Origin of the sequence: Streptomyces sp. NBC_01363 (assembly GCF_026340595.1) — a bacterium.
Taxonomy (GTDB): Bacteria; Actinomycetota; Actinomycetes; order Streptomycetales; family Streptomycetaceae; genus Streptomyces.
The window spans coordinates 1499022-1522104 of sequence record NZ_JAPEPF010000001.1; the positions used below are offsets into that span (position 1 = coordinate 1499022).

Below are 23083 nucleotides of genomic sequence, written 5' to 3' on the forward strand. Positions count from 1 at the left end.
TCCGGACGGCCCCCGAGCCCCTCACCATCACGGTGAGGGGCTTTTTTTGGTGTTTAAACCAAGTTGAACCCAACACGACGCTATACGGTGCTTGCACACAGTGGACATGTCTTGTGATGCTATGACCGCTTTTGACGGATGAGTTGACCGAAGTTGACCGCAAAGGGGTGGCCTCATCGTGCCGGCCAGTACAGCGCCTCAAGTGCCTCCCCAGTCCGTCCAGACGAGCCAGGTGGCCGAGCCCAGTCAGGCGATCCAGACCGAGACGCCCGACAGCACGACGACGCCCGCCAGGACCCGGGGCGCGGACACCAGGGCGCTCACCCAGGTGCTCTTCGGGCAGCTCAAGGACCTGGAGCCGGGGACCCCGGAGCACGGCCGGGTGCGGGCGGCCCTCATCGAGGCGAACCTCCCGCTGGTGCGGTACGCCGCGGCGCGGTTCCGCAGCCGCAACGAGCCGATGGAGGACGTCGTCCAGGTCGGCACGATCGGCCTGATCAACGCCATCGACCGGTTCGACCCCGAACGCGGCGTCCAGTTCCCGACGTTCGCGATGCCGACTGTCGTCGGCGAGATCAAGCGGTACTTCCGGGACAACGTGCGGACCGTCCACGTCCCCCGGCGGCTTCACGAGCTGTGGGTCCAGGTCACCGGCGCCACCGAGGACCTGACGACCGCTCATGGCCGTTCACCCACCACCGCGGAGATCGCCGAGCGGCTGAGGATCTCCGAGGACGAGGTGCTCGCCTGCATCGAGGCCGGGCGCTCCTACCACGCGACCTCGCTGGAGGCCGCCCAGGAGGGCGACGGGCTGCCCGGACTGCTGGACCGGCTCGGCTACGAGGACCCGGCGCTCGCCGGGGTCGAGCACCGCGATCTCGTCCGGCATCTGCTCGTCCAGCTCCCCGAGCGCGAGCAGCGCATCCTCCTGCTGCGCTACTACAGCAATCTGACCCAGTCCCAGATCAGTGCCGAACTGGGAGTCTCCCAGATGCATGTGTCAAGACTGCTGGCCCGCAGCTTCGCCCGACTTCGATCCGCAAACAGGATCGAGGCCTAACCGGATCGGGTAGAGCGCTCGAAGTCCGGTTCACGCGACCCAAATGCCTCGCACCCCCTGTTAACTGCGCAGACGCCACAAAGACTTGTCGACATGTCACTACAGCGTGTTGCCGACATGTGACATTCTGCGGGAACCGCGTTTGCCGTGGCCTCGCCTCCGGTATTCAGGTGGAGGCTGCGTTCCTCCGATGGTCGCGGCTCCACGCGACCGTCCGCGACCTCAAGGGGGTGGCATGTCCGCAGAACAGGGCAGCTCGAAGGTGCTCACGCTCACGAAGAGCGAACCCGCACCCGTTGTGCTCACCAGCTCGCCGGAAGCCATCGACACCCGCACTCTGTCCCGCTCCCTGTTCCAGCGGCTCGCCGCGCTGGGGCCAGCACCAGGCCCTGAAGGAACGGACAGCCCGGAGCGTGCCTACGTACGGGACACACTCATCGAGCTCAACCTCCCGCTGGTGCGGTACGCCGCGGCGCGGTTCCGCAGCCGCAACGAGCCGATGGAGGACATCGTCCAGGTCGGCACGATCGGCCTGATCAAGGCGATCGACCGGTTCGACTGCGAACGGGGCGTGGAATTCCCGACGTTCGCGATGCCGACCGTCGTCGGGGAGATCAAGCGGTTCTTCCGCGACACCTCGTGGTCGGTGCGCGTCCCGCGCCGGCTCCAGGAGCTGCGGCTGGCGCTGACCAAGACCAGCGACGAGCTCGCGCAGAAGCTCGACCGCTCGCCGACCGTGCCCGAGCTGGCCAAGGCGCTCGGGGTCTCCGAGGAGGACGTGGTCGACGGTCTGGCCGTCGGCAACGCGTACACCGCCTCCTCGCTGGACTCGCCCTCGCCCGAGGACGACGGCGGCGAGGGCTCCCTCGCGGACCGGCTCGGCTACGAGGACTCGGCGCTGGAAGGCGTCGAGTACCGCGAATCGCTCAAGCCGCTGCTGGCCAAGCTCCCGCCGCGCGAACGCCAGATCATCATGCTGCGGTTCTTCGCCAACATGACCCAGTCGCAGATCGGCGAGGAGGTCGGCATCTCGCAGATGCATGTCTCGCGCCTGCTGACCCGTACGCTCGCCCAGCTCAGGGAAGGGCTCATCGCCGACTGACGCCGTGGACTCCCGTACCGGAGCACAAGGGTTCCGATTTGACGGACCGTCAGCCACACTGGCGCGATGCGACGTCAGATGCTCGGATCGAACGGCCGCCGGGGCACCGTGATCGCCGCCTCGGCGGCCGTGCTGTGTCTGGGCGGTGTGCTGGCCGCCTGCGGCGGTGGTACGGCGGACGAGGGCTATGTGGCGCTCGGCGCGGCGGGAACGGATTCCGGGAGAGCTCCGACGGGGGCGGTGGCACCGTCGGGGAAGGTGACGCTGGTCCCGCTGGACCGGGGCGGCGGCAAGGGCCGTGGCGACGGCAGTGGTGGTGAGGGCGCTGGAGGGCGTTCCGGGGGGCGCGGGCCCTCGCCGAGCGCCTCCGGCAGTGCCGACGGCGCCGGGGCCACGGGCGCGGCGAGCGGTGGAACTCCCAGGCCGTCCGGCACGCCCGGCACATCGGGCCCCGGCAGCGGCGGCGGTACGGGGGGCGCATCCGGCTCCGGCGGCGCGGGCGGCCCCGGAGAGGGCTCCACCGGGCCCACGGCCCCCTCGGTGCCCGGATCTCCCGCACCCGGCGGGCCCGCCGAGCTGATGGTGGGCGCCCCCGTGCGGGCGGCGGCGGACAAGCGGTGGTGCGAGAAGGTGACCGTGGAGTTCCGGAACACCGGAGGATCAGCGGCGCGCTCGGGAACCGTCACCTTCGCCACGCACGTGATCGGCGGGCTGGGGATCGACTGGGCGACCATCGAGTCGACCGGACCGCTGCCCGCGCCGATCGACGCGGGAGCGGCGCGGACGAAGACGTACACCGTCTGTGTGGACGCCTGGCGGGTGCCCCTGGGCATGCATGTCGAGACCCGGGACGTCACCGCCGTATCGAAGTGACGGGTGGACGTGTTGCGCGGTGACCGGGGCGCCGGTCAGCCGAGCGCGAGCCAGGCGACCGCTCCGAGGACGACGACCACCGCGACGACGGCGGCGATCACCCCGACCTTCGGTCCGGACGAGGCGGCCGGCTGCTGCCTGCGCTGCGGCTCGCCCTCGTCGACGAAGGCGCGGAACATCTGGGTGCTGCCGGCCGGGTCGTGGTTGCCCTCGGGGCCCTGCGGGGCGTGGGGGTTGTGTGCCATGGGCCAGGACCCTAGCGAACTCGGCGTTCCGGCCCAACCCCCGGGTCGGTGAAGGGCCGAGGCCAGGGCCGGGGGACCGGCGAGGAAGCGGCCGGTGCGCCGCGGCGGAGCGGGGCTCGGGCAGCGGGGCCGCGGGGGTACGTCCGGGCGGATTCAGGTGCGCACACGGGCCAGTTGCGGAGTCCGGTGCAGATCGGTTCCGGCAACTCACCGTTCCCGCACGGAACTTGAGGCGCTCCCCGTGTCCGGCTCAGGCGCGGGCCCGTACCCCGTACACACGGCGTGGCCGCACTCCGTACACGCGGTGCGCCCTCCCCTTCACGCAGTCGCACCCGCCCCGGAGCGGAGTCCCGTCCGCCTCGACTGTGGCACGACACACACCCCGCACCACCCGCACCCCACACGCTGGGGGTTTGACCGGAGGCGTACGCAGCCTTTTGTTTTCCTTTACTTCTGCAAGCTCCTTTTCGTTTGCCTGCAGCAACCAACGGCTTCTATGGTTGCCCTAAGCAACAAGATGAACCGGTGAGATGTCTGGGGGTCCCGTGGCCGCACGGAGTCAGTACGAAGAACTGGCCCGGCAGCTAAGCGCCGTCGGGGCCGTCAAGCGCGGTCTCGCCCGAATCCTGCCCGCCGAATGTCCGGGCGGCTCCGCCGCCGTACTGGCTCTTCTCAGGCAGCACGGCGAGATGCGGATCAGCCGGCTGGCCGAGCTGCTGGACGTCGACATGTCGGTGACCAGCCGTCATGTCGCCCATGTGGCAGAGCGTGGCTGGATCGAACGGTCTCCGGATCCGGCGGACAAGCGGTCCCGCATCCTGCGGCTGACCCCCGACGGACGTGACGTACTGGCCGACCTGAACCGACGGACGACCGAGATGTTCGCCCACAACCTCTCCGACTGGTCGGACGACGAGGTCGGACAGCTCAACACGCTGTTGGCCCGGCTGCGCGACAGTTTCGCCTGTCGCGGGCCCAGCGGGTGCGGCCCCGGAAAGCACAGCGGCGACTGCCGTTCCCGGCATGCCCACAGCGCCAACGACGCGCACACCCGTACACCCGTGTAACAGAAGCAAAGACAAGGACTTAAATGGCTACGACCACACCAACCGGTGTGCGGGGCGGCCACGCCAAGCACGGGGGATCGTCCGATTCCTCGTCCGGCGCGCCGATGACACACCGGCAGATCATGGAGGCACTGGCCGGGCTGATGCTCGGCATGTTCGTCGCGATCCTGTCCTCGACGGTCGTCTCGAACGCACTTCCCGAGATCATCTCCGACCTCGGCGGCGGCCAGAGCGCCTACACCTGGGTCGTCACGGCCTCGCTGCTGGCGATGACCGCCACCACTCCCCTGTGGGGCAAGCTCTCCGACCTGTTCAGCAAGAAGCTGCTGGTCCAGATAGCCCTCGTCATCTACGTCGCGGGCTCGGTCGTCGCCGGTATGTCGACCAGCAGTGGCATGCTGATCGCCTGCCGTGTCGTCCAGGGCATCGGCGTCGGCGGTCTCTCCGCCCTCGCGCAGATCGTGATGGCGGCGATGATCGCCCCGCGTGAGCGCGGTCGCTACAGCGGATACATCGGTGCGGTGTTCGCCGTCGCCACCGTCGGTGGTCCGCTGCTCGGCGGTGTCATCACCGACACCAGCTGGATGGGCTGGCGCTGGTGCTTCTACGTCGGTGTGCCGTTCGCCATCATCGCGCTGATCGTGCTCCAGAAGACGCTGAAGCTCCCGGTCGTGAAGCGTCAGGTCAAGGTCGACTGGTGGGGCGCGTTCTTCATCAGCGCCGCCGTGTCGCTGCTGCTGCTCTGGGTGACCTTCGCCGGTGACAAGTACGACTGGCTCTCCTGGCAGACCGCCGCGATGCTCATCGGCTCCCTCGCGCTCGTCGGACTCTTCGTCGTCGTCGAGTCCAGGGCCAGCGAGCCGATCATCCCGCTGCGCCTCTTCCGCAACCGCACCATCACGCTGGCCTCGCTGGCCTCGCTGTTCGTCGGTGTCGCGATGTTCGCGGGCACCGTCTTCTTCAGCCAGTACTTCCAGCTGGCGCGCGGCAAGTCGCCGACGATGTCGGGCGTCATGACGATCCCGATGATCGCGGGTCTGTTCATCTCCTCGACGGTCTCCGGCCAGGTCATCACCAGGACCGGCCGCTGGAAGGCCTGGCTGGTCAGCGGTGGCTTCCTGGTCACCGCCGGGCTCGGGCTGCTGGGCACCATCCGGTACGACACGGAGTACTGGCACATCGCGGTCTTCATGGCCGTCATGGGTCTCGGCATCGGCATGATGATGCAGAACCTGGTGCTCGCCACGCAGAACCAGGTCGCTCCGTCCGACCTCGGCTCGGCCAGCTCCGTCGTCACCTTCTTCCGTTCCCTCGGCGGTGCGATCGGCGTCTCGGCGCTGGGCGCCGTCATGGCGAACCGCGTCACCCACTACGTCAAGGACGGCCTCGCGGAGCTCGGCCCCAAGGGTGCGGCCATGGGTCACGGCGGCACCGGCGGCGGGGGCATCCCCGACCTGGACAAGCTGCCCGCGCCGTTCCGTACGGTCGTGGAGAGCGCCTACGGGCACGGGGTCGGCGATGTCTTCCTGTACGCGGCTCCGGCCGCGCTGGTCGCCTTCCTGATCACGATCTTCATCAAGGAGGTCGCCCTGAAGACGAACGCTTCGAGCGAGGCCCCGGCCACGGCCGAGACCCCCGTCGCCGACGCGGTCGAGGCCGCGGCAGCCACCGCCGAGCCGATCTCCGAGGCAGCGGCCGGGATCACCGCGGTCGACACCCTGGAGGCCCCGGTCGCCACCCTGCAGGGCACGGCCGTGCACGGTGTGGTGCGCGGCGCCGAGGGCGCACCCGTCGCCCGTGCCGCCGTCACGCTGATCTCGCTGGCCGGCCGGCAGCTCGGGCGCTCCGTCGCCCAGGCGGACGGCAGCTACGGTCTGGACGCGCCGGGCTCCGGCTCCTACGTCCTGATCGCCTCCGCCGACGGCTTCCAGCCGCAGGCGTCCACGGTGGTCGTCGGTACCGAGCCGCTGGCGTACGACATCCTGCTCTCCGGTACGAGCGGACTGGCCGGCGTCGTGCGGGCCGCGGAGTCCGCCGCCCCGGTGGCGGGCGCCATGGTCATCGTGACCGATGTGCGCGGCGATGTGCTGGCCACCGGCAAGTCCGGCGAGACCGGCGAGTTCACCTTCGGTGAGCTGGTGCCCGGGTCGGTGACCGTCGCGGTGAACGCCGCCGGGTTCCGTCCGCTGGCGCTGCCGGTGGAGATCGGCGGCCAGGGCGTCACCCGGGTCGAGGTCGCACTGCAGTCCGGTGCGCTGGTCCAGGGCGTCGTGCGGGCCGGTGCCGTCCGTCGACCGCTGCCGGACGCACGGGTCACACTGGTCGACGCGGCGGGCAATGTGGTCGCCACCTCGACGACCGGGGAGGACGGGGCGTACGCCTTCGCCGACCTGGACGCGGGTGAGTACTCGGTCATCGCGACCGGCTACCCGCCGGTGGCAAGCGCGCTGACCGTGGCCGGCCGCGGGGCCGACGGTCACGACATCGAGCTCGCCCACCCCGGCGAGTAACAGACCCCCGGCGGGTCGGCGCTTCGAGCGGAGACGCCGTACCGGCAGGTGGAAATGGGCCCCGGTGGCGGGGACGGCAGGCAGGGGACGGCCCGCCGTCCCGCCCCGGGGCCCGACTCATTGAGTCATGGAGCAAGGAGAGAGAACGGGATGGGACTTCGCGCACAGGTACGGACGCGGGACGGCTGGGCGGTCCAGCACGCGGTCGTGACGGTCACCGACATGACCGGCACGCAGGTGCTGCGGGCCACCGCCGACGAGGACGGGGCGGTGCGGACCGAAACCCCCCTGGAGGCCGGCGCGTACACGGTGATCGTCACGGCGGTCGGGTACGCCCCCGCCGCCTCCACCGCCCTCGTCACGGCGAGCGGGCGGGTCGAGGCCGGCACGGTGGTGCTGGCCCGCCAGGGTGGTGTGGAGCTGCCGCCGCCGGGCGCCTGGTCGCTGGACCCGGCGCACTCCTCGGTGGCCGCGGTCGCGCAGCACCTGGGGATCTCCAGCGTGCACGGCCGGTTCACCGAGTTCAGCGGCCGGATCGAGATCGCGGAGGAGGTCCACCGCTCCCGGGTGGACGCCGTCATCAGCGCGGCGAGCATCGAGACCGGCAACGGCATGCGCGACAAGCACCTGCGTTCGCCCGACTTCCTGGACTCGGACCGTTTCCCGGAGATCACGTACCGCTCGAACGGACTGACCCCGGCGGGCCCGGACCGCTGGCTGGTCCACGGCGAGCTGACGATGCACGGTGTCGTGCGCCCGGTCGACCTGAACCTGAGCTACCTCGGGACGGGCCCGGACCCGTGGGGCGGGGTGCGTGCGGCATTCAGCGCAACGGCGGAACTGCGCCGCGAGGACTTCGCCATGAACTACAACCAGGTGGTGCAGGCGGGCATCTCGGCGATCGGTACGACGCTGCGGGTGGAGCTCGACATCCAGGCCGTGCAGGGTGAGTCCCTGCCGTCGTAGTCACCGTGCAGGGTGAGTCCCTGCCGTCGTAGTCACCGTGCGGGGTGAATCCCCGCCGTCGTAGTCTGCGGACATGGCACCCAATATCGCGACGAACACGGCCGTGGAACTCGACGAGTTGCTGGCCTTCGTACGGCCCAGGCACCGGGCGATCCTGCTGACCACCCGGTCCGACGGCCGCCCCCAGGGCTCCCCGCTGGCCTGCGGGGTCGACGACGCGGGCCGGATCGTCGTCTCGACCTACCCCGAGCGGGCCAAGACCCGCAACGCGAAGCGGGACGCGCGGGTGAGTGTGATCGTGCTGTCCGACGAGTGGAACGGCCCGTGGGTCCAGATCGACGGTTCGGCCGAGGTGATCGACTCACCGGACTCGGTCGAGCCGCTCGTCGAGTACTTCCGGAACATCTCGGGCGAGCACCCGGACTGGGACGAGTACCGGGCGGCGATGGTGAAGCAGGGGAAGTCGATCATCCGGATCACTCCGGAGCGGTGGGGGCCGGTCGCCACCGGCGGCTTCCCGGCCCACCTGGCCTCCGACGGCTGATCACGCGGGTACCGAGGGGCGAACGGGGCGGGCGGGGCCTCAGCGGTCCCGCATCGCCTCGATGCCCGCGATCAGCAGGTCCAGGGCGAAGGTGAAGTCCCGGTCGCGCATCTCCTCGACCGTTTCCCCGCCACGGGCGTCCATCAGGTCCTGCGAGGTCTCGATGATCTGCCGGAGCTGCGGCTGGGCCCGGATCGTGCCCATCGCCTGCTGGTAGTACTCCTCCTGGCTGAGCCCCGCCGCCGCGCTGCGCTGCGCGAAGTGGCCCTCGATGGTGCCGAATCCGTACACGAACTGGAAGACCGCGGAGAGCGCTCCGGTCTGGTGTCGCAGCGGCAGGCCGGTCGCCCGGATCACGTCCTGGACGGAGTACGACATCAGCATCGCGTGCGGGCCGATGTTGAGGAAGTGACCGGCGAGCGTCGACACCCAGACGTGCCGGACCAGCAGCTCCCGGAACTCGGTGGCCAGCCCGCGCAGCCGGTCGTGCCAGTGCACGTCCTCGCGAGGCGGTGTGAACTCGCTGTACACCGAGTCGAGGGCCAGCTCCAACAGGTCGTCCTTGGTGTCCACGTACCAGTACAGGGACATCGCGGTGACATCGAGCTCGGCGGCGAGCCTGCGCATGGAGAACTTGGCGAGCCCCTCGGCGTCCAGCAGCCGGACCGAGGTCGCGGTGATCCTGTCCCGGTCCAGGCCCGCCGTCTGGTCCGGTTTGCGGGTGCGCGACGGTGTCCGCTGATCCAGCCACACGCTGGTCCTGGAAGGGCTCTTCACACGGTCGGCCGCGGACACCATGGCGCACTCTCCTCGTCTTGCCGGCGGGGCGGACCGGCCACGTACGCGTGGATCACACACGGTGCCGATGCGTACGGTCCGGTGCGCCCCGTCCCCGATGCTATGCCGCCGCGGCGGTCCCGGCGGAGTCCGCCCGCGCTGATTCCGTCCGCTCCGCGCGGCGCAGCAGCACGGCGGCGAGCAGGCCGCCGACCAGCACGGCGACCGCTCCGAAGAGCTGGCTGGTCTCCAGTCCGGAGGCGAAGGCGTCGGTGATCCGCGCCCGCTCGCCGGCGTCGGTGGCCGAGGCGAGTGCGGCGGGCAGCGACGCGGCCCCGACGGCCGCCGGCACGAGCGCCGCGAACCGCGAGTTGAGCACCGCGCCGAGGACGGCGACCCCGAGGCCGTTGCCGAATTCGGCGAGTGTGCCGTTGACCCCGGCGCCCACGCCCGCCTTCTCCGGCGGAATGGCGCTCATGATCGCGTTGGCCATGGCGGGCATGGCGAGCGCGATGCCCGCGCCCATCACGACCAGGCCGAGCAGCATGCCGCCGTAGCCGTCGCCGCCGAGCAGCGCGATGGCGGCGAGACCCGCGGCCAGCAGGCTCATCCCGGACGCGATGGTGACCGGCGTGCCCAGCTTGGGCACCAGCCTGGCGCCCAGTCCGGTGAGGTTGAGCGCGACGACGCTCAGCGCCAGCGGAGCCGTGCGCAGACCGGCCTCCAGCGGCTCGTAGCCGAGGACGAACTGGAGTTGCTGGGTGAGCAGGAAGAGCGAGCCGCCCATCCCGAAGGCGACCAGGATCGCGCCCGCGACCGCCCCGACGAACTTCTGGTTCCGGAAGAAGTGCATGTCCAGCATCGGGTACGGGATGTGCAGCTCCCACGCCACGAATCCGGTGAGGACGGCGACCCCGACGAAGGCGGTCAGCAGCACCTGGACCGACGCCCAGCCGTGTGCCGGTCCGGAGATGATCGCGTACACGACGGATGCCATGCCGATGGTGGAGAGCAGCGCGCCGAGCAGGTCGGGGCGCTCGCCGTTCGGGTTCTTGGACTCCGGGACCAGCCGGGCCACGGCGACCAGCCCGACGACCGCGACCGGGATGTTGATCAGGAAGATCGCGCCCCACCAGAAGTGGTCGAGCATCACTCCGCCGATCAGCGGTCCGACGGCGAACCCGAGCGAGCTGACGGTCGACCAGATGCCGATCGCCTTGACCCGCTCGGTCTCGTCGAAGATCTGCACGACGACGGCCAGGGTCGTGGTCATCAGCAGCGCACCGCCGATGCCCATGCCCGCGCGGGCGGCGATCAGTTGTACGGAGGTCTGGGCCAGTCCGGCCACCAGCGAGCCGATGCCGAACAGGGCGAGCCCGGCGATCAGCATCTTCTTGCGGCCGTAGCGGTCGGCGGAGCTGCCGGCCGTGAGCAGCAGACCCGACTGGACCAGCGAATAGGCGTTGATCATCCACTGCACATCGGCGGTGGAGGCGTCCAGCTCCTGGGTGAGGGAGGGGATCGCGACGTTGAGAACGGTGTTGTCGAGCAGCACGGTCAGCTGGGCGAGGCAGATGACGCCGAGGATCAGCCAGCGTTGCGGATGGCTCGGCGACGAGAGGTGGTTCTGCTCGGCGGCGGTCGCCGTCATACGGACTCCTGATCCCTTATACGGTGTACGAGTAGCAGGCGTTGTACACCGTAGAACAGATCCTGTACGGCGTACAACGCATTTCCGCCTTCCGCGCGATACCGTGCTCGCCGCTGATCCGACAAGGGCTGGAGTGGTATGTCACTGCGTCGTCGTACGGTGGAAATGCTCGTCGCGGCAGGGCTGTTGGGGACCGCGCTCGCGCCTCCCGCAGCAGCGGCCGGGGAGGGGCAGGGGCGCGCGGTGCCGCTGCGCGTGGCCACGTACAACATCCATGCGGGCGCGGGCATGGACAACGTCTTCGATCTGGACCGGCAGGCCGCCGAGCTCCGCTCGCTGGACGCCGATGTGATCGGGCTCCAGGAGGTCGACGTCCACTGGGGCACCCGCAGCGAGTGGCGCGACCTGGCGGGCGAGCTGGCCGAACGGCTGGACATGCGGGTGTCGTTCGCCCCGGTCTACAGCCTCGACCCGCAGACCCCCGGTGCACCACGTCGCGAGTTCGGGGTCGCGGTGCTGTCCAGGTACCGCATCGTGAGCGCCGAGAACCACGAGATCACCCGGCTCTCCACCCAGGTCCCGGACCCGGTACCGGCTCCGGCGCCCGGCTTCGGCGAGGTGGTCGTACGGGTGAAGGGGCTGCCCGTGCACGTCTATGTGACGCATCTGGACTACCGCGCCGACCCGTCCGTACGGAACGCCCAGGTCGCCGACACCCGCCGGATCATGGCCGAGGACCGGGCGCCGGGGGCGGGCCGTCGGCAGGTGCGGCAGATCCTGCTCGGCGACTTCAACGCGACGCCTGCCGCTCCGGAGCTCGCCCCGCTGTGGCAGGAGCTCACGGACGTCGAGCCCGGCGGGCCCACGTACCCGGCGCAGGATCCGGTGCAGCGGATCGACTACGTGGCGGTGTCGAAGGATTCCGTGCGGGTACGCGACGCGGCGGTGGTCGAGACTCTCGCCTCGGACCACCGCCCCGTGGTCGCCGATCTGTTGCTGCGACGCTGAGAGGCCCGACAGCCTCTGAGTCCTACGCTCCGCTCTTCGGCCGGGTCAGGTCGTAGAAGGTGGCGCTGCCTGCGGTGACCTTCTCGAAGTTGTCCTCCACCCAGGAGGAGATCTGCGAGGAGGCGCCGCTGTCGCCACCGCCCCCGCCCATTCCGCCCGCGATGAAGTAGTGGACCCTGCCGTCCTCGACGTACTGCTTGAACCGGGCGAGCGTCGGGGACGGGTCGCTTCCGTTGAAGCCGCCGATCGCCATCACCGGGTCGCCGGTGGCGAGTTGGTAGCTCGCGGCGTTCTGGGATCCGATGGCGGCGGCGGCCCAGGTGTAGTCCCCGGCGCCCTTCTCCAGGAGCGCCTCGGCCTCGGCGCCGACGGACGCGCCGTTGAGCAGTCCGCCCATGCCGCCACCGCCGCCGCCTCCGAAGCCTTCGCCCATGCCGGGCATGGCACCGGGCTGCTGCCCGTTCTGCGACGTGCCGGGCCCGCCCTGTATCTGGCCCTGGCCCTGGCCCTGGCCGGGCGGGGTGCCGGTCGGCGGCCGGCCCATGCCACCGCCCTGCTGGTTGTTGCCCTGCTGGTTGCCCTGCCCCGGGGGACGCGTGCCGCCGTCGGGACCACCGCGGCCGCCGCCACCGGCGCCGGGGCCGCCCATGCCGCCGGAGGGCGGGCCGGCCGTGACGATCGAGCCCTGGTGTCCGGTGTTCAGCGTGCTCACGGTGTACGCGGCCGGCCCGGCCAGCGACACGGCGAGGCCCAGGCCCACGGCGACGAGCGCCTGTCGACGCCCCAGCCGGGACGCGAGCAGCAGACCCAGCGCGCCGGCGATCCCGGCGACGAGCACGACCGTGCGCAGCCACGGCAGGTGGTCCGGGGTCCGCCCCAGCAGCACGTACGACCAGTACGCCGTCACGGCCACCGTGACGCCGAGCGTCGCACCCGCCCACCAGCGGGAGCGCTCCTCCCACAGGACCGTGGCGCCCATGCCGATCAGCGCCGCGACGTAGGGGGCCAGGGCCACCGTGTAGTACTGGTGGAAGATGCCGGCCATGAAGCTGAACACCGCCGCGGTCATCAGCAGCGAGCTGCCCCAGGCGAGGAAGGCCGCGCGGGCCGTGTCCGTCCGCTTCGCCCGCCAGGTCAGCCAGACGCCCGCGACCAGCAGGATCAGTGCGGCGGGCAGCAGCCAGGAGATCTGGCCGCCGATCTCGGAGTTGAACATCCGGCCGATACCGGTCTCGCCCCACCGACCGCCGGAGCCGCCGCCCGGACCGCCCCCGCCGCCGACGCTGCCGGTCTCCTCGCCGTTGATCCGGCCGAGCCCGTTGTAGCCGAAGGTCAGCTCCAGGAAGGAGTTGTTCTGCGAACCGCCGATGTACGGACGCGAGGAGGCGGGCCACAGTTCGACGATCGCGACCCACCAGCCGCCCGCGACGGCCATCACGAGGGCCGAGAGCCCGAGTTGGCCGAGCCGCCTGCGTACGGGGACCGGCGCGAACACCGCGTACAGCACGGCCAGCGACGGCAGGATCAGGAACGCCTGGAGGGTCTTCGCCAGAAACGCGAACCCGACCGCGACACCCGCCCACACCAGCCACTTGGTGCGGCCGTGCTCCATCGCGCGCAGCACGCAGTAGACGGTGACGGTCATCAGCAGCGCCAGCAGCGCGTCCGGGTTGTTGAAGCGGAACATCAGCGCGGCCACGGGCGTGAGCGCGAACACCGCCATCGCGATCAGCCCCGCCACGGCGTTGAAACGGCGGCGTACGCCCGCGTACAGCACCCCGGCCGTGGCCACCCCCATCAGCACCTGCGGAGCCAGGATCGCCCAGGAGTTGAGGCCGATGATCCGCACCGACAGGGCCATGGGCCAGAGGGCGGCCGGGGGCTTGTCGACGGTGATGGCGTTGGCCGCGTCCAGCGAGCCGAAGAAGAAGGCCTTCCAGCTCCGGCTGCCCGCCTGGGCGGCGGCGGAGTAGAAGGAGTTGGCGTATCCGGAAGCGCTGAGGTTCCACAGGTACGCGAGCCCGATGACCAGCAGCAACGCGAGAAAGGCCGGCCTCGCCCAGCGCGGGTCCTCGGGCCTGCCCCGCCACACGCGGTGCGCGAGGGGCCGGTTCGGGCGTCCGTGGGCCGGTGCGGTGGGCGGCGCGGGCGCCGGCGCACCCGGCGGGGCCGGGAGGTGGTCGGGATGCAGCGTGGTCATCGGAGGTTCCCCCGTTCGTGGTGGGTGTCATCGGCGTGCCCGGCCGAAGGAGCGGCGGGGGCGGCCTCGGGCGCCGCGGGGTCCCGGTCCTGGCGTTCCGGGAAGACCCAGGCGCGGAAGAGCAGGAACCGCAGCACCGTCGCCGCGAGGTTGGCCGCGATCAGCACGGCGAGTTCCGTGGAGTGCGGCGGCGATCCGGACGCCGCTCCCAGCGCGGCCAGTGAGCCACTGGTCAGTGCGAGGCCGATGGCGAGGACGACCAGGCCCTGCGCCTGATGGCGTACGGCCCCGCCCCGGCCCCGTACGCCGAAGGTGAGCCTGCGGTTGGCGGCCGTATTGGCGACGGCCGACACCAGCAGCGCGCCGCTGTTGGCGATCTGCGGGCCGACGCCCAGCCGGAACAGCGAGTACAGGGCGAGGTAGCAGAGCGTGGAGAACGCGCCGACGACACAGAATCCGACGAGCTGCCGGGCCAGTCCGCCCGGCACCCCGCTCAGCGCGCGGTCGCGCGGATCGTCCCCGAAGGGCCGGGCCAGCCGGTCCAGCGGCAGCGCGCCGACCGCCAGCGCCCGCCCCACCCGCCACACGCCTTTCAGGTCCTCGGTCGCCGTCCGCACGATGTGGACGGTGGAGTCGGGATCGTCCACCCAGTCGACCGGCACCTCGTGGATGCGCAGCCCGGCGCGTTCGGCGAGCACCAGCAACTCGGTGTCGAAGAACCACCCCGAGTCCTCCACCATCGGCAGCAGCCGCTCCGCGACATCGCGCCGGATGGCCTTGAAACCGCACTGCGCGTCGCTGAACCTGGCGGCCAGCGAGGAACGGAGGATGAGGTTGTAGGCGCGCGAGATGAACTCCCGCTTCGATCCGCGCACCACCCGCGAGCTGCGGGCCAGCCGGGAGCCGATGGCCAGGTCGGAGTGGCCCGAGATCAGCGGGGCGACCAGCGGCAGCAGCGCGTTGAGGTCGGTGGAGAGATCGACGTCCATGTAGGCCAGCACCGGTGCGTCCGAGCCCGACCAGACGGTGCGCAGCGCCCGCCCCCGGCCCTTCTCCTCCAGCCGGTACGACCGCACCCGGGGCAGCGCCGCCACGAGCCGGGCCGCCACCTGCGGCGTCCGGTCGGTGCTCGCGTTGTCCGCGACGGTGATCCGGAAGGCGTACGGGAAGGTGCGCACCAGATGGTCGTGCAGGCGCAGCACACACGGTTCGAGGTCCTTCTCCTCGTTGTAGACGGGTACCACCACATCGAGCACGGGCGCACCCGCCGCATCGACCGCTCCGGCGAGGAGGTGGTCCCGGGCCGGCAGGGTGCTCCAAGGAGTGTCGGTTCGCATGGGACCGACGCTCGCCAACCCCGCTGTCACGCCGGTGTGCTGAGCCTGTCCCCATGCTGTGAGTGCGGCCCGGCCGCGGGCCCCGCCCCAGGCCCGGCCGCAGGCCCGACCGAAAGCCCCGCCGAAGGCCCGGTCGCAGGCCCGGTCGCAGGCCCGGTCGCAGGCCCGGTCGCAGCCTCCGCGGGCAGATGGACGGCGAACACCGTGCGTCCCGGCACCGAGTCCGCCTCGACCCGGCCGCCGTGCGCGGCGACGACGGCCTGCACGATGGCGAGCCCGAGCCCGGTGGAACCCGCGCTGCGGGAGCGCGAGGCGTCACCGCGCGCGAACCGCTCGAAGACATGCGGCAGCAGTTCGGGCGGAATGCCGGGCCCGTCGTCCCCGACCTCCAGCGTCACCCATGGCCGGCCGGCCGCGGACCGCACCCGCACGGTGACGGTCGTACCGGGCGGGGTGTGGGTACGGGCGTTCGCCAGCAGGTTGACCAGCACCTGATGGAGCCGGGTCGGATCGCCGTGCACGGTCGCGGGCTCGTCCGGCAGTTCCAGGCGCCAGTGGTGGCCGCGCTCCCCGACGGCGCGGGCATCGCTCACCGCGTCGACGACGACCGGGGAGAGATCGGTGCTCTCAAGGCTGAGCGGGCGTCCGGCGTCCAGCCGGGCGAGCAGCAGCAGATCCTCCACCATGCCCGTCATCCGCTCCGCCTCGGACTCGATCCGCCCCAGGGCGTGCCGGGTGTCGGGGCCGGTCTCCTCGTGTCCGCGCCGGGTCAGTTCGGCGTATCCGCGGATCGAGGCCAGCGGGGTGCGCAGCTCGTGGCTGGCGTCCGCGACGAACTGACGCACCCGCGTCTCGCTCTCCTGCCGCGCCTCCAGCGCCGAACCGACGTGGCCCAGCATCCGGTTGAGCGCCGCGCCCACCTGGCCGACCTCGGTCCGCGGATCTGCCTCGGCCTGCGGGACCCGCTCCAGGAGGGCCACCTCACCGCTGTGCAGCGGGAGTCCGGAGACCAGGGTCGCGGTCGCGGCGACCCTGCGCAGCGGCCGCAGCGCGACCCCGACCATGGCGGCGCCCGCGAGCCCGGCCGCGATCAGCCCGGCGCCGGTGACACAGACCTCGACGACGATCAGGGTGGTGAGGGCACCGCTCACCTCGGCTGCGGGGATGCCGACGACGATCGTCGTCCCGTGCGGGTCCGTGACCGCCTCCACCCGGCTGCCGCCCAGCCCCGGCAGGTCGACGCTCCTCGCCCCGCTCCCGGCGGTGACACCCGCCGCCGCCAGGGCGCTGCGCTGGGCGCCGGTCATCGGCTGCCCGCTGTCCTCGGCCCCGGGCCCCGGCGTGGTGTTGCTCTCCACGACCACGCGCGAGGCGGTGACCGCGCCGTCCGCCACCACGGCCCCGAAGGCGCCGACGGGCAGCCCGCGCGCGTCGACGAAGGCCAGCGGGTCGCGGTCCTGCGGCAGACCGCCACCGGGCATCGGCCCCCCGCCGGGCGGCTTCGCGGCCCGCACGGCGATGGCGGCCAATTGGTCGTCCAGCTTGCCGTACATGTAGCTGTGGAACGCGATGGTGGTGACCGATCCGATGACCGCGGCGACGACGGCGATCAGCGTGACCGCCGAGACCACCAGCCGGGTCCGCAGCGTCCACGGCCCCCGCCACCGGTACGGGCGCCTACTCACCGGGCTTGATGAGATATCCCGCCCCGCGCCGGGTGTGGATCATCGATGACCGCCCCGCGTCGATCTTCTTGCGCAGATACGAGATGTACAGCTCGACGACGTTCGCCTGCCCGCCGAAGTCGTAGTTCCACACCCGGTCGAGGATCTGCGCCTTGCTCAGCACCCGCCGCGGATTGCGCATCAGGAAGCGCAGCAGCTCGAACTCGGTCGCGGTGAGATGGATGGACACCCCGGCCCGGCTCACCTCGTGGCTGTCCTCGTCCAGGACCAGATCGCCGACGACGAGGGTCGACTCGCTGCGCACGGCCGCCGCCGTGCCGGACCGCCGGATCAGCCCGCGCAGCCGCGCCACGACCTCCTCCAGGCTGAACGGCTTGGTCACGTAGTCGTCGCCGCCCGCCGTGAGGCCGGCGATCCGGTCCTCCACCGCGTCGCGCGCGGTCAGGAACAGGACGGGGACCTCGGAGAGCTCCCGCCGCAGTCTGCCGAGCACGGCGAACCCGTCCGTGTCGGGCAGCATCACGTCGAGGATCACCACGTCGGGCCGGAAGTCGCGCGCCATCCGGACGGCCCCGGCACCGTCCCCGGCGCTGCGCACCTCCCAGCCCTCGTAACGCAGGGCCATGGACAGCAGCTCGGCGAGCGGAGCCTCGTCGTCCACCACCAGCACACGGACGGGGGTACGGTCCGCCCTCAGCAGTTCGGTACGCCCCTGGGGCGAGGTCGTCGTCGTCATGCCCCAACCCTGTGAGGCTCCTCTGAAAGGGTCCTTACCCGATTCTGTGAATTCCCTGAGAAAGCAGCACCGCCGACGGACCGTCAGCCGACCTCGAACAAGGCGCTCGCGTTCCCGTGACAGACCGCCCGCAGCCAGTCGTCGCCCAGCTCCAGCCGTTCCAGCGCGTGCAGTTGATGCGCGTACGGATACGGAATGTTCGGGAAGTCCGTGCCCAGCAGAATCCGGTCCCCGAGCGCGGCGAGCCGCCCCCGCTCGGCCGACGGAAACGGGGTGAAGTCCTCCGTGAAGTCCGTGAACGTCATCGTCGTGTCGAGCCGCACCCGCGGGTACGTCTCCGCGAGTGCCAGGAACTCCGCGTACTCCGGCATCCCCATGTGCGCCACGATCAACGGCAGCCGCGGATGCCGGGCGAGCAGCCGGCCGACCGGCTCGGGGCCCGTGTACTTGCCGGGCGCCGGCCCCGAGCCGCAGTGCATCACCACCGGGATCCCGGCCTCCGCGAGCAGCCCCCAGACCGGGTCCAGCAGCGGGTCGTTGGCGTCGTACGCGCCGACCTGGAGGTGCGACTTGAAGACCCGCGCCCCCGCCTCGACGGCCTCGCGCACATACCGCTCCACGCCCTCCTCCGGGAAGAAGGTCGCGGTGTGCAGGCAGTCGGGCACCCGGCGCGCGAAGCCGGCCGCCCAGCCGTTCAGCCAGGCGGCCATCCCGGCCTTGTGCGGGTAGAGCATCGAGGTGAACCGGAGCACGCCGAACGAACGCAGCAGGGCGAGCCGTTCGTCCTCGTCGTGGCGGTACTCGATCGGCCACTCCATCCCGGTCAGCGGCCCCGCGGAGTCGAAGTACGCCCAGACCTTCCGGAGCACCCGCTCCGGCATGAAGTGCGTATGGACATCGATGATCCCGGGCAGCCCCAGCCGCTCCCAGAACCGCACGACGTCGTCGGCGTCACCACTCATCCCTCGCCCCTCTCACCGTCCGGCCGATCCGACGATCTCAGAACAGCCCGTCCTGCACGCCACCGCCCCCGATGTCGGCCACCGGCACCCCGACCCCGGCCCGCGCGTCCGCCGCCACCAGCTCCCACCCGGTCATCAGCCGGGTGTCCAGCACCACGACCCCGTCCGCCGTCGCCAGATGCAGATCGGGCCCGGCCGCCGCCACCAGCCGCCCCGCGACCGCACCCCCGGCCACCAACTCGGTCACCGCCGAAGCCACCTCGACCACCCCGTCGATCCCGAACAGCCCCGCATGATCGACCGCCTCGAACGGCAGCCGCTCCAGCGACTCCGGCCACCCGGCCCCCTCCAGCGCCGCGGCCCGCCCGTAGAGCTCCGCCACCTCGGCACCACGCTCCGCCGCCCCCGGCAGCGCCCCGCGCACGGCCCGCTTCCTCGCGTACGGAATCCGGTCCGGCACCCCGAGCGCCGAGCGCAGCAGCTCCTCGGTCCGCCGGCAGGCCATCAACGGCCCCCGCCCCAGCCAGCTGAACACCACGGCCCCCTGCTCGCGCAGCCGCGCCGCTTCCCGCTGCTCGGCGGTGATCCCGACCTTCACCATCCCCGGCCCGAACCAGGCCAGATACACGCGGTACGTCCTCGGGTCATCGGCGATCGTGTCGGCGGCCACCGAATGCGCCCGGTCCAGCCGCGCACACTCCGGACACCGCGCCCCCGTGCTCCGCCCCGACACCACGGCCCCCACCGGACACGCGTTCCCGCGCGCCCCGACGCAGCGCCGCTCCCCCTCGGCCCGGAACCCGAACTCCGTCCCGTACGCCGGCGCACTCACCCGTACGGCCCCGCCCCGCCGCCAGCCCAGCACCGGCGGCCCCTGCGCGTCCGGCCACCGCAGCCCGGTGCACTGCCACCCCATACCCATGAACGAACCCCCGGAATGACGTTAGCGAACGGCCGCGACGGCTCCGCGCCGAGACCGGAAAACCGGAGGCCGTCGGAGAGCCGCGCCAAGTATTCTGATCAACTGCTTTCCAGACATGACCGGTTGGAGAATCCACGTGTCCGACTCCGGCGACACCCGCACCACCGGTGACACGGCCGGAAGGGCCGATCGCAGCCACCGGACAGTGATTCATCGCGGCTGTCATCACCGGCGCGGCCACCATCCTCGCCGCCGTGATCGCGACCACGGTCGCGGGCGGCACCTCCCCGAAGGCACCCGCCGCCGCGGCACCCCCGGCCTCGGAGCACACCTCGGACACCCCGCGCCCCGTGCAGAGCCTTCCGTCCACACCACCGCCCCCGGCACCGTCCCCCACGGCCGCCCGCATCATGGCCGCCCCCGACTCGGCCGCCATAGGAGCCACCGTCACGATCACGGGCTCCGGTTTCGCGGCCGGGGAACAGGTGCGCATCACGTTCAACGGAACGTACGGCGCCACCCTCGACCTCCGTGACGTCACGGCCGGCCCGGACGGCGGCTTCGCCGCGGAGGTCACGGTCCCGGACGACAGCGTCGATTCGGACCAGCAGCAGTCGTTCGAAGTCCGCGGCCTGGACAGCGACAAGCACGCCGACACCCCGTTCCACATCACGAGCTAGACATCCAGGGCGCACACGGCGAGCCGTGTCCGGCGCCGCCGCTGTACGGGTAACGCGAGAGGCCCCGGGATTTCTCCCGGGGCCTCTCGCCTGCTGTGCACTCGGCAGGATTCGAACCTGCAACCTTCTGATCCGTAGTCAGATGCTCTATCCGTTAAGCTACGAGTGCTTGTGCTTCCCGGTTTTTTTCTCCCCGGTCGGCGTTGCGAGAACAACATTACATGACCTGCGCCGTAGCGCGAAATCCATTAGTCACACCCGCCCCGACCTGCGAAAACACCGTGTTCAGCGGTTGCGGGGGCGGGGCGCCGCGGCCCTGTGGGGCGGGCGGCGGACGGGGTGGGTCCGTATGTGGCCGGAGCCCCGCGTCGGCGGGCCGGGCGCCGGGGCGCGTGTCAGCGGCCCCCATCTCCACGGACGTTCACGCGGTCGCCGCCGCGGCGCCGGAGGCGTCAACTTCGTCGGTGACCGATTCACCCTGAGCAGGGGTGGGCGCACCGGGCGCAGCGCGGGCTTCCGGCCATGGCGGGATGGGCGGGAGGGAACCAGGAGGCGGGTGCGACGGGCGCGGCGCACCGACGGCGGCGCGGGTGACGGTGTGGCGGGAGTCGCCCGGGGGCGGGTTCCACAAACCTGCCGCGCGGGGTTGACCGAACCGCCCCGCCCCTCGCTTTACGCGATCACCCGGATGCACTGCGCTACTGAATGCACCGGCTCCGCCACGGCGCGCAGCTGTGCGGCCGGACGGCAGTGCGTTCCAGCAGCGTCGACTTGAGGGGAAGAAGCATGTCCGCACCTCCGGCTCCGCTCCGGATCGCCCTGGCCAACGGCAGCTTCGAACAGCCCGTAGTCACCGGCGTGGAGATCCTGCCGGACTCCTCACAGACGCAGGCGCCCAAGCGGGTCCCGGGCTGGCTCACCACCGCCACCGACCACATGATCGAGCTGTGGCACTCGGGCTTCAACGGAGTACCGGCAGCCGAAGGCGCCCAGTTCGCCGAGCTCAACGCCAATCAGGTCTCCACGCTCTACCAGGACCTGCCCACTACACCCGGTACGAAGCTGTACTGGCGGCTGTACCACCGCGGCCGCCAGGGGGACGACACCATGGCGCTGGACATCGGCGCGCCGGGCTCCGCGGTGCAGCAGAGACGCTTCACCGACGGCAACACCGCCTGGGGTTACTGCACCGGCACCTACACCGTCCCGGCAGGCCAGACGCTGACGCGCTTCGCCTTCCGTTCCGTCTCCGCCGCCGGCGGCAACCAGAGCATCGGCAACTTCCTGGACGGCATCTTCTTCGGCACCGCCCCCTACGTGGTGCTCACCAAGACCGCCGCTCCCACGGGGCCGCTGGAGGTGGGCGATGTCATCACCTACCGCGTCAACGCCAGGAACGAGGGCGGCGGCACGGCCAACGAGCAGGTCACACAGGTCAACCCGGCCGCCGACCTGGCCGTGGTCAAGGCGGCCGACGCGACCACCGTCACCGTCGGGCAGACCGTGACCTACCGCGTCACCGTCCACAACGCCGGCCCGAACCGGGCCACCGGCGTCACCGTCACCGACCGGCTCCCGGAGGGTCTCGCCTTCCTGTCCGCCGACGGCCCCGGAAGCTACGACCCGGCCACCGGACGGTGGGCCGTGGGCACCCTGGCCGACGGCACCGGGGCCACCCTCGTACTGCGGGCCAAGGCCACCGAAGCCGGCCCGGTCGTCAACACCGCCAACGAAAAGGATCCCGACACCACCGACAACACCGACAACACCGAGCCGTCACCATCTGCGTCGAGTCGGCCCCCCTCCTGCTGCGACCCCTGCGCGACCCGGAAGCAGCCGGGGCCTGCCGCCGGTCGCCGGAACGGCTCCGGAAACGACTCAGGGAGTTCAGCCGAAACGGGCTGAACTCCCTGGTCAGAGAGCGGAGGCGGAGGGATTTGAACCCTCGATGGGCTTTAAGACCCAAACCGCATTAGCAGTGCGGCGCCATAGACCGGACTAGGCGACGCCTCCAGCACACCCCGCGCGAGCGCGAGTGGTGCGTGCAGATGATGACACAGTTGAGCGGTGCCTCACCAACCGACGCCTACGGTACTAGGCAGTCGGGTCCGAGGGCAAAGCGCCTGCGGTTGCGCAACGCCGTGGCGTGCGGAGCGTTAGTGATGACGGAGGCGCCGCCCTCCCGTCCATCCGTCCGTTCCACCGGCACCCCCGCCGAAGTGCACGAGCACAGGAGCCCGCATGTTGCGCCGCCTCGCCCTCACCGCCGTCGCGTCCCTCGCCGCGCTGTCCGCCGCCGCGCCGGCCGCGACCGCGGTCACCGGCCCGCTTCCGCTTCCACTGCCGCTGCCCCTGCTGCGGGACGACGCCCGTACCCAGCTGACGATCACGGTCTCGGGCTCGGAGAACGCCGCGGCCGAGGGCGCCTTCGAGTTGCGGTGCGGTCCGGCGGGCGGCAGCCACCCGGTGGCGCGGCGGGCCTGCGGCCGGCTGGACGAACTGGCGGTCGAGGGCGCGGACCCGTTCGCCCCGGTGCCCGAGGACGCGCTGTGCACCCAGCAGTTCGGGGGACCGGCCACCGCCCGGGTCACCGGGACCTGGCGGGGGCGGAGTGTCGACACGGTCTTCAGTCGGACCAATGGCTGCGAGATCGCCCGCTGGAACAGCCTGCGACCGGTGCTCCCGAACGTCGGCTGACCGGGCCGGACCGGACGGAGTCGTACACGGTATGCACAGAACCTTGGTGAGAGCTCCCCCT

Annotated in this window: 20 protein-coding genes and 2 tRNA genes; 11 read left to right on the top strand and 11 right to left on the bottom strand. The window is 71.4% G+C overall.

Going from position 1 to position 23083, the window contains the following annotated elements:
* Nucleotides 1–178 precede the first annotated feature (178 nt).
* From OG611_RS07105 to OG611_RS07115, 3 genes are all read left to right on the top strand, one after another.
* A complete protein-coding gene (locus tag OG611_RS07105) occupies nucleotides 179–1060 on the top strand; it encodes an RNA polymerase sigma factor SigF (protein ID WP_266416597.1) in 882 nt (293 codons plus the stop codon).
* Nucleotides 1061–1295: 235 nt separating this feature from the next.
* Nucleotides 1296–2162 carry an RNA polymerase sigma factor SigF gene (locus OG611_RS07110; protein WP_266416598.1) on the top strand — a complete coding sequence of 289 codons (867 nt, stop codon included), beginning with the start codon at nucleotides 1296–1298 and terminating at the stop codon, nucleotides 2160–2162.
* 66 nt (nucleotides 2163–2228) lie between these two features.
* Nucleotides 2229–3035: a hypothetical protein gene (locus tag OG611_RS07115; protein ID WP_266416599.1), complete on the top strand. Its 807-nt coding sequence runs from the start codon at nucleotides 2229–2231 to the stop codon at nucleotides 3033–3035.
* A gap of 35 nt (nucleotides 3036–3070) precedes the next feature.
* Here OG611_RS07115 and OG611_RS07120 read toward each other — a convergent pair whose 3' ends face one another.
* The gene (locus OG611_RS07120) at nucleotides 3071–3280 is read right to left on the bottom strand and encodes a hypothetical protein (protein WP_148837043.1); all 210 of its coding nucleotides are present in this window, start codon (nucleotides 3278–3280) and stop codon (nucleotides 3071–3073) included.
* Between the two features lie 545 nt (nucleotides 3281–3825).
* Here OG611_RS07120 and OG611_RS07125 point away from each other — a divergent pair.
* The 4 genes from OG611_RS07125 to OG611_RS07140 all read left to right on the top strand — a co-directional run bounded on the left by OG611_RS07125 (nucleotide 3826) and on the right by OG611_RS07140 (nucleotide 8367).
* A complete protein-coding gene (locus OG611_RS07125) occupies nucleotides 3826–4347 on the top strand; it encodes a MarR family winged helix-turn-helix transcriptional regulator (RefSeq protein WP_266416602.1) in 522 nt (173 codons plus the stop codon).
* Nucleotides 4348–4370: 23 nt separating this feature from the next.
* Nucleotides 4371–6857 (top strand): MFS transporter, encoded by a 2487-nt coding sequence (locus OG611_RS07130; RefSeq protein WP_266416604.1) that lies wholly within the window; start codon nucleotides 4371–4373, stop codon nucleotides 6855–6857.
* A gap of 150 nt (nucleotides 6858–7007) precedes the next feature.
* Complete coding sequence (locus tag OG611_RS07135; RefSeq protein ID WP_266416606.1) at nucleotides 7008–7823, top strand: YceI family protein; 816 nt, start codon at nucleotides 7008–7010, stop codon at nucleotides 7821–7823.
* Between the two features lie 73 nt (nucleotides 7824–7896).
* The gene (locus OG611_RS07140; protein WP_266416608.1) at nucleotides 7897–8367 is read left to right on the top strand and encodes a PPOX class F420-dependent oxidoreductase; all 471 of its coding nucleotides are present in this window, start codon (nucleotides 7897–7899) and stop codon (nucleotides 8365–8367) included.
* Between the two features lie 39 nt (nucleotides 8368–8406).
* On the opposite strand, the gene OG611_RS07145 is transcribed toward OG611_RS07140, so the two are convergent.
* The gene (locus OG611_RS07145; protein ID WP_266416609.1) at nucleotides 8407–9165 is read right to left on the bottom strand and encodes a TetR/AcrR family transcriptional regulator C-terminal domain-containing protein; all 759 of its coding nucleotides are present in this window, start codon (nucleotides 9163–9165) and stop codon (nucleotides 8407–8409) included.
* A 100-nt stretch (nucleotides 9166–9265) separates the two neighbouring features.
* The gene (locus OG611_RS07150) at nucleotides 9266–10795 is read right to left on the bottom strand and encodes an MFS transporter (RefSeq protein ID WP_266416610.1); all 1530 of its coding nucleotides are present in this window, start codon (nucleotides 10793–10795) and stop codon (nucleotides 9266–9268) included.
* A gap of 138 nt (nucleotides 10796–10933) precedes the next feature.
* On the opposite strand from OG611_RS07150, the gene OG611_RS07155 reads away from it, so the two are divergent.
* On the top strand, nucleotides 10934–11803 hold the full coding sequence (locus OG611_RS07155; RefSeq protein WP_266416611.1) for an endonuclease/exonuclease/phosphatase family protein: 870 nt from the start codon (nucleotides 10934–10936) through the stop codon (nucleotides 11801–11803).
* 22 nt (nucleotides 11804–11825) lie between these two features.
* Here the strand turns inward: OG611_RS07155 and OG611_RS07160 are convergent, their stop codons facing one another.
* The 6 genes from OG611_RS07160 to OG611_RS07185 form a co-directional block, all read right to left on the bottom strand.
* Complete coding sequence (locus tag OG611_RS07160) at nucleotides 11826–14003, bottom strand: glycosyltransferase family 39 protein (RefSeq protein WP_266416614.1); 2178 nt, start codon at nucleotides 14001–14003, stop codon at nucleotides 11826–11828.
* Nucleotides 14000–15340: a bifunctional glycosyltransferase family 2/GtrA family protein gene (locus OG611_RS07165; protein WP_266416617.1), complete on the bottom strand. Its 1341-nt coding sequence runs from the start codon at nucleotides 15338–15340 to the stop codon at nucleotides 14000–14002. Before OG611_RS07165 ends, OG611_RS07160 begins: the two co-directional genes overlap by 4 nt.
* 26 nt (nucleotides 15341–15366) lie before the next feature.
* Nucleotides 15367–17025: a HAMP domain-containing sensor histidine kinase gene (locus OG611_RS07170; RefSeq protein ID WP_266416620.1), complete on the bottom strand. Its 1659-nt coding sequence runs from the start codon at nucleotides 17023–17025 to the stop codon at nucleotides 15367–15369.
* Nucleotides 17018–17761 carry a response regulator transcription factor gene (locus tag OG611_RS07175; RefSeq protein ID WP_266416622.1) on the bottom strand — a complete coding sequence of 248 codons (744 nt, stop codon included), beginning with the start codon at nucleotides 17759–17761 and terminating at the stop codon, nucleotides 17018–17020. Before OG611_RS07175 ends, OG611_RS07170 begins: the two co-directional genes overlap by 8 nt.
* 83 nt (nucleotides 17762–17844) lie before the next feature.
* On the bottom strand, nucleotides 17845–18723 hold the full coding sequence (locus OG611_RS07180; protein ID WP_266416624.1) for an amidohydrolase family protein: 879 nt from the start codon (nucleotides 18721–18723) through the stop codon (nucleotides 17845–17847).
* Between the two features lie 37 nt (nucleotides 18724–18760).
* Nucleotides 18761–19639: a DUF2797 domain-containing protein gene (locus tag OG611_RS07185; RefSeq protein ID WP_266416626.1), complete on the bottom strand. Its 879-nt coding sequence runs from the start codon at nucleotides 19637–19639 to the stop codon at nucleotides 18761–18763.
* 260 nt (nucleotides 19640–19899) lie between these two features.
* Between OG611_RS07185 and OG611_RS07190 the strand changes: the two genes are divergently transcribed.
* On the top strand, nucleotides 19900–20325 hold the full coding sequence (locus OG611_RS07190; RefSeq protein ID WP_266416628.1) for a hypothetical protein: 426 nt from the start codon (nucleotides 19900–19902) through the stop codon (nucleotides 20323–20325).
* 96 nt (nucleotides 20326–20421) lie between these two features.
* On the opposite strand, the gene OG611_RS07195 is transcribed toward OG611_RS07190, so the two are convergent.
* Nucleotides 20422–20494, bottom strand: a tRNA-Arg gene (locus OG611_RS07195).
* A 617-nt stretch (nucleotides 20495–21111) separates the two neighbouring features.
* On the opposite strand from OG611_RS07195, the gene OG611_RS07200 reads away from it, so the two are divergent.
* A complete protein-coding gene (locus OG611_RS07200; protein ID WP_266416630.1) occupies nucleotides 21112–22230 on the top strand; it encodes a DUF11 domain-containing protein in 1119 nt (372 codons plus the stop codon).
* Between the two features lie 17 nt (nucleotides 22231–22247).
* Here OG611_RS07200 and OG611_RS07205 read toward each other — a convergent pair.
* Nucleotides 22248–22338, bottom strand: a tRNA-Ser gene (locus tag OG611_RS07205).
* Between the two features lie 228 nt (nucleotides 22339–22566).
* Between OG611_RS07205 and OG611_RS07210 the strand changes: the two genes are divergently transcribed.
* On the top strand, nucleotides 22567–23022 hold the full coding sequence (locus OG611_RS07210; RefSeq protein ID WP_266416632.1) for an SSI family serine proteinase inhibitor: 456 nt from the start codon (nucleotides 22567–22569) through the stop codon (nucleotides 23020–23022).
* The last annotated feature ends 61 nt before the right edge of the window (nucleotides 23023–23083 follow it).

Excerpts from the sequence above, each read along its gene's own strand:
- OG611_RS07175 (WP_266416622.1), bottom strand. The coding sequence starts at position 17,761 with ATGACGACGACGACCTCGCCCCAGGGGCGTACCGAACTGCTGAGGGCG.
- OG611_RS07145 (WP_266416609.1), bottom strand. The coding sequence starts at position 9,165 with ATGGTGTCCGCGGCCGACCGTGTGAAGAGCCCTTCCAGGACCAGCGTG.
- OG611_RS07150 (WP_266416610.1), bottom strand. The coding sequence starts at position 10,795 with ATGACGGCGACCGCCGCCGAGCAGAACCACCTCTCGTCGCCGAGCCAT.
- OG611_RS07185 (WP_266416626.1), bottom strand. The coding sequence starts at position 19,639 with ATGGGGTGGCAGTGCACCGGGCTGCGGTGGCCGGACGCGCAGGGGCCG.
- OG611_RS07165 (WP_266416617.1), bottom strand. The coding sequence starts at position 15,340 with ATGCGAACCGACACTCCTTGGAGCACCCTGCCGGCCCGGGACCACCTC.
- OG611_RS07200 (WP_266416630.1), top strand. The coding sequence starts at position 21,112 with ATGTCCGCACCTCCGGCTCCGCTCCGGATCGCCCTGGCCAACGGCAGC.
- OG611_RS07210 (WP_266416632.1), top strand. The coding sequence starts at position 22,567 with ATGTTGCGCCGCCTCGCCCTCACCGCCGTCGCGTCCCTCGCCGCGCTG.
- OG611_RS07135 (WP_266416606.1), top strand. The coding sequence starts at position 7,008 with ATGGGACTTCGCGCACAGGTACGGACGCGGGACGGCTGGGCGGTCCAG.
- OG611_RS07180 (WP_266416624.1), bottom strand. The coding sequence starts at position 18,723 with ATGAGTGGTGACGCCGACGACGTCGTGCGGTTCTGGGAGCGGCTGGGG.
- OG611_RS07140 (WP_266416608.1), top strand. The coding sequence starts at position 7,897 with ATGGCACCCAATATCGCGACGAACACGGCCGTGGAACTCGACGAGTTG.
- OG611_RS07120 (WP_148837043.1), bottom strand. The coding sequence starts at position 3,280 with ATGGCACACAACCCCCACGCCCCGCAGGGCCCCGAGGGCAACCACGAC.
- OG611_RS07160 (WP_266416614.1), bottom strand. The coding sequence starts at position 14,003 with ATGACCACGCTGCATCCCGACCACCTCCCGGCCCCGCCGGGTGCGCCG.
- OG611_RS07130 (WP_266416604.1), top strand. The coding sequence starts at position 4,371 with ATGGCTACGACCACACCAACCGGTGTGCGGGGCGGCCACGCCAAGCAC.
- OG611_RS07110 (WP_266416598.1), top strand. The coding sequence starts at position 1,296 with ATGTCCGCAGAACAGGGCAGCTCGAAGGTGCTCACGCTCACGAAGAGC.
- OG611_RS07155 (WP_266416611.1), top strand. The coding sequence starts at position 10,934 with ATGTCACTGCGTCGTCGTACGGTGGAAATGCTCGTCGCGGCAGGGCTG.
- OG611_RS07115 (WP_266416599.1), top strand. The coding sequence starts at position 2,229 with ATGCGACGTCAGATGCTCGGATCGAACGGCCGCCGGGGCACCGTGATC.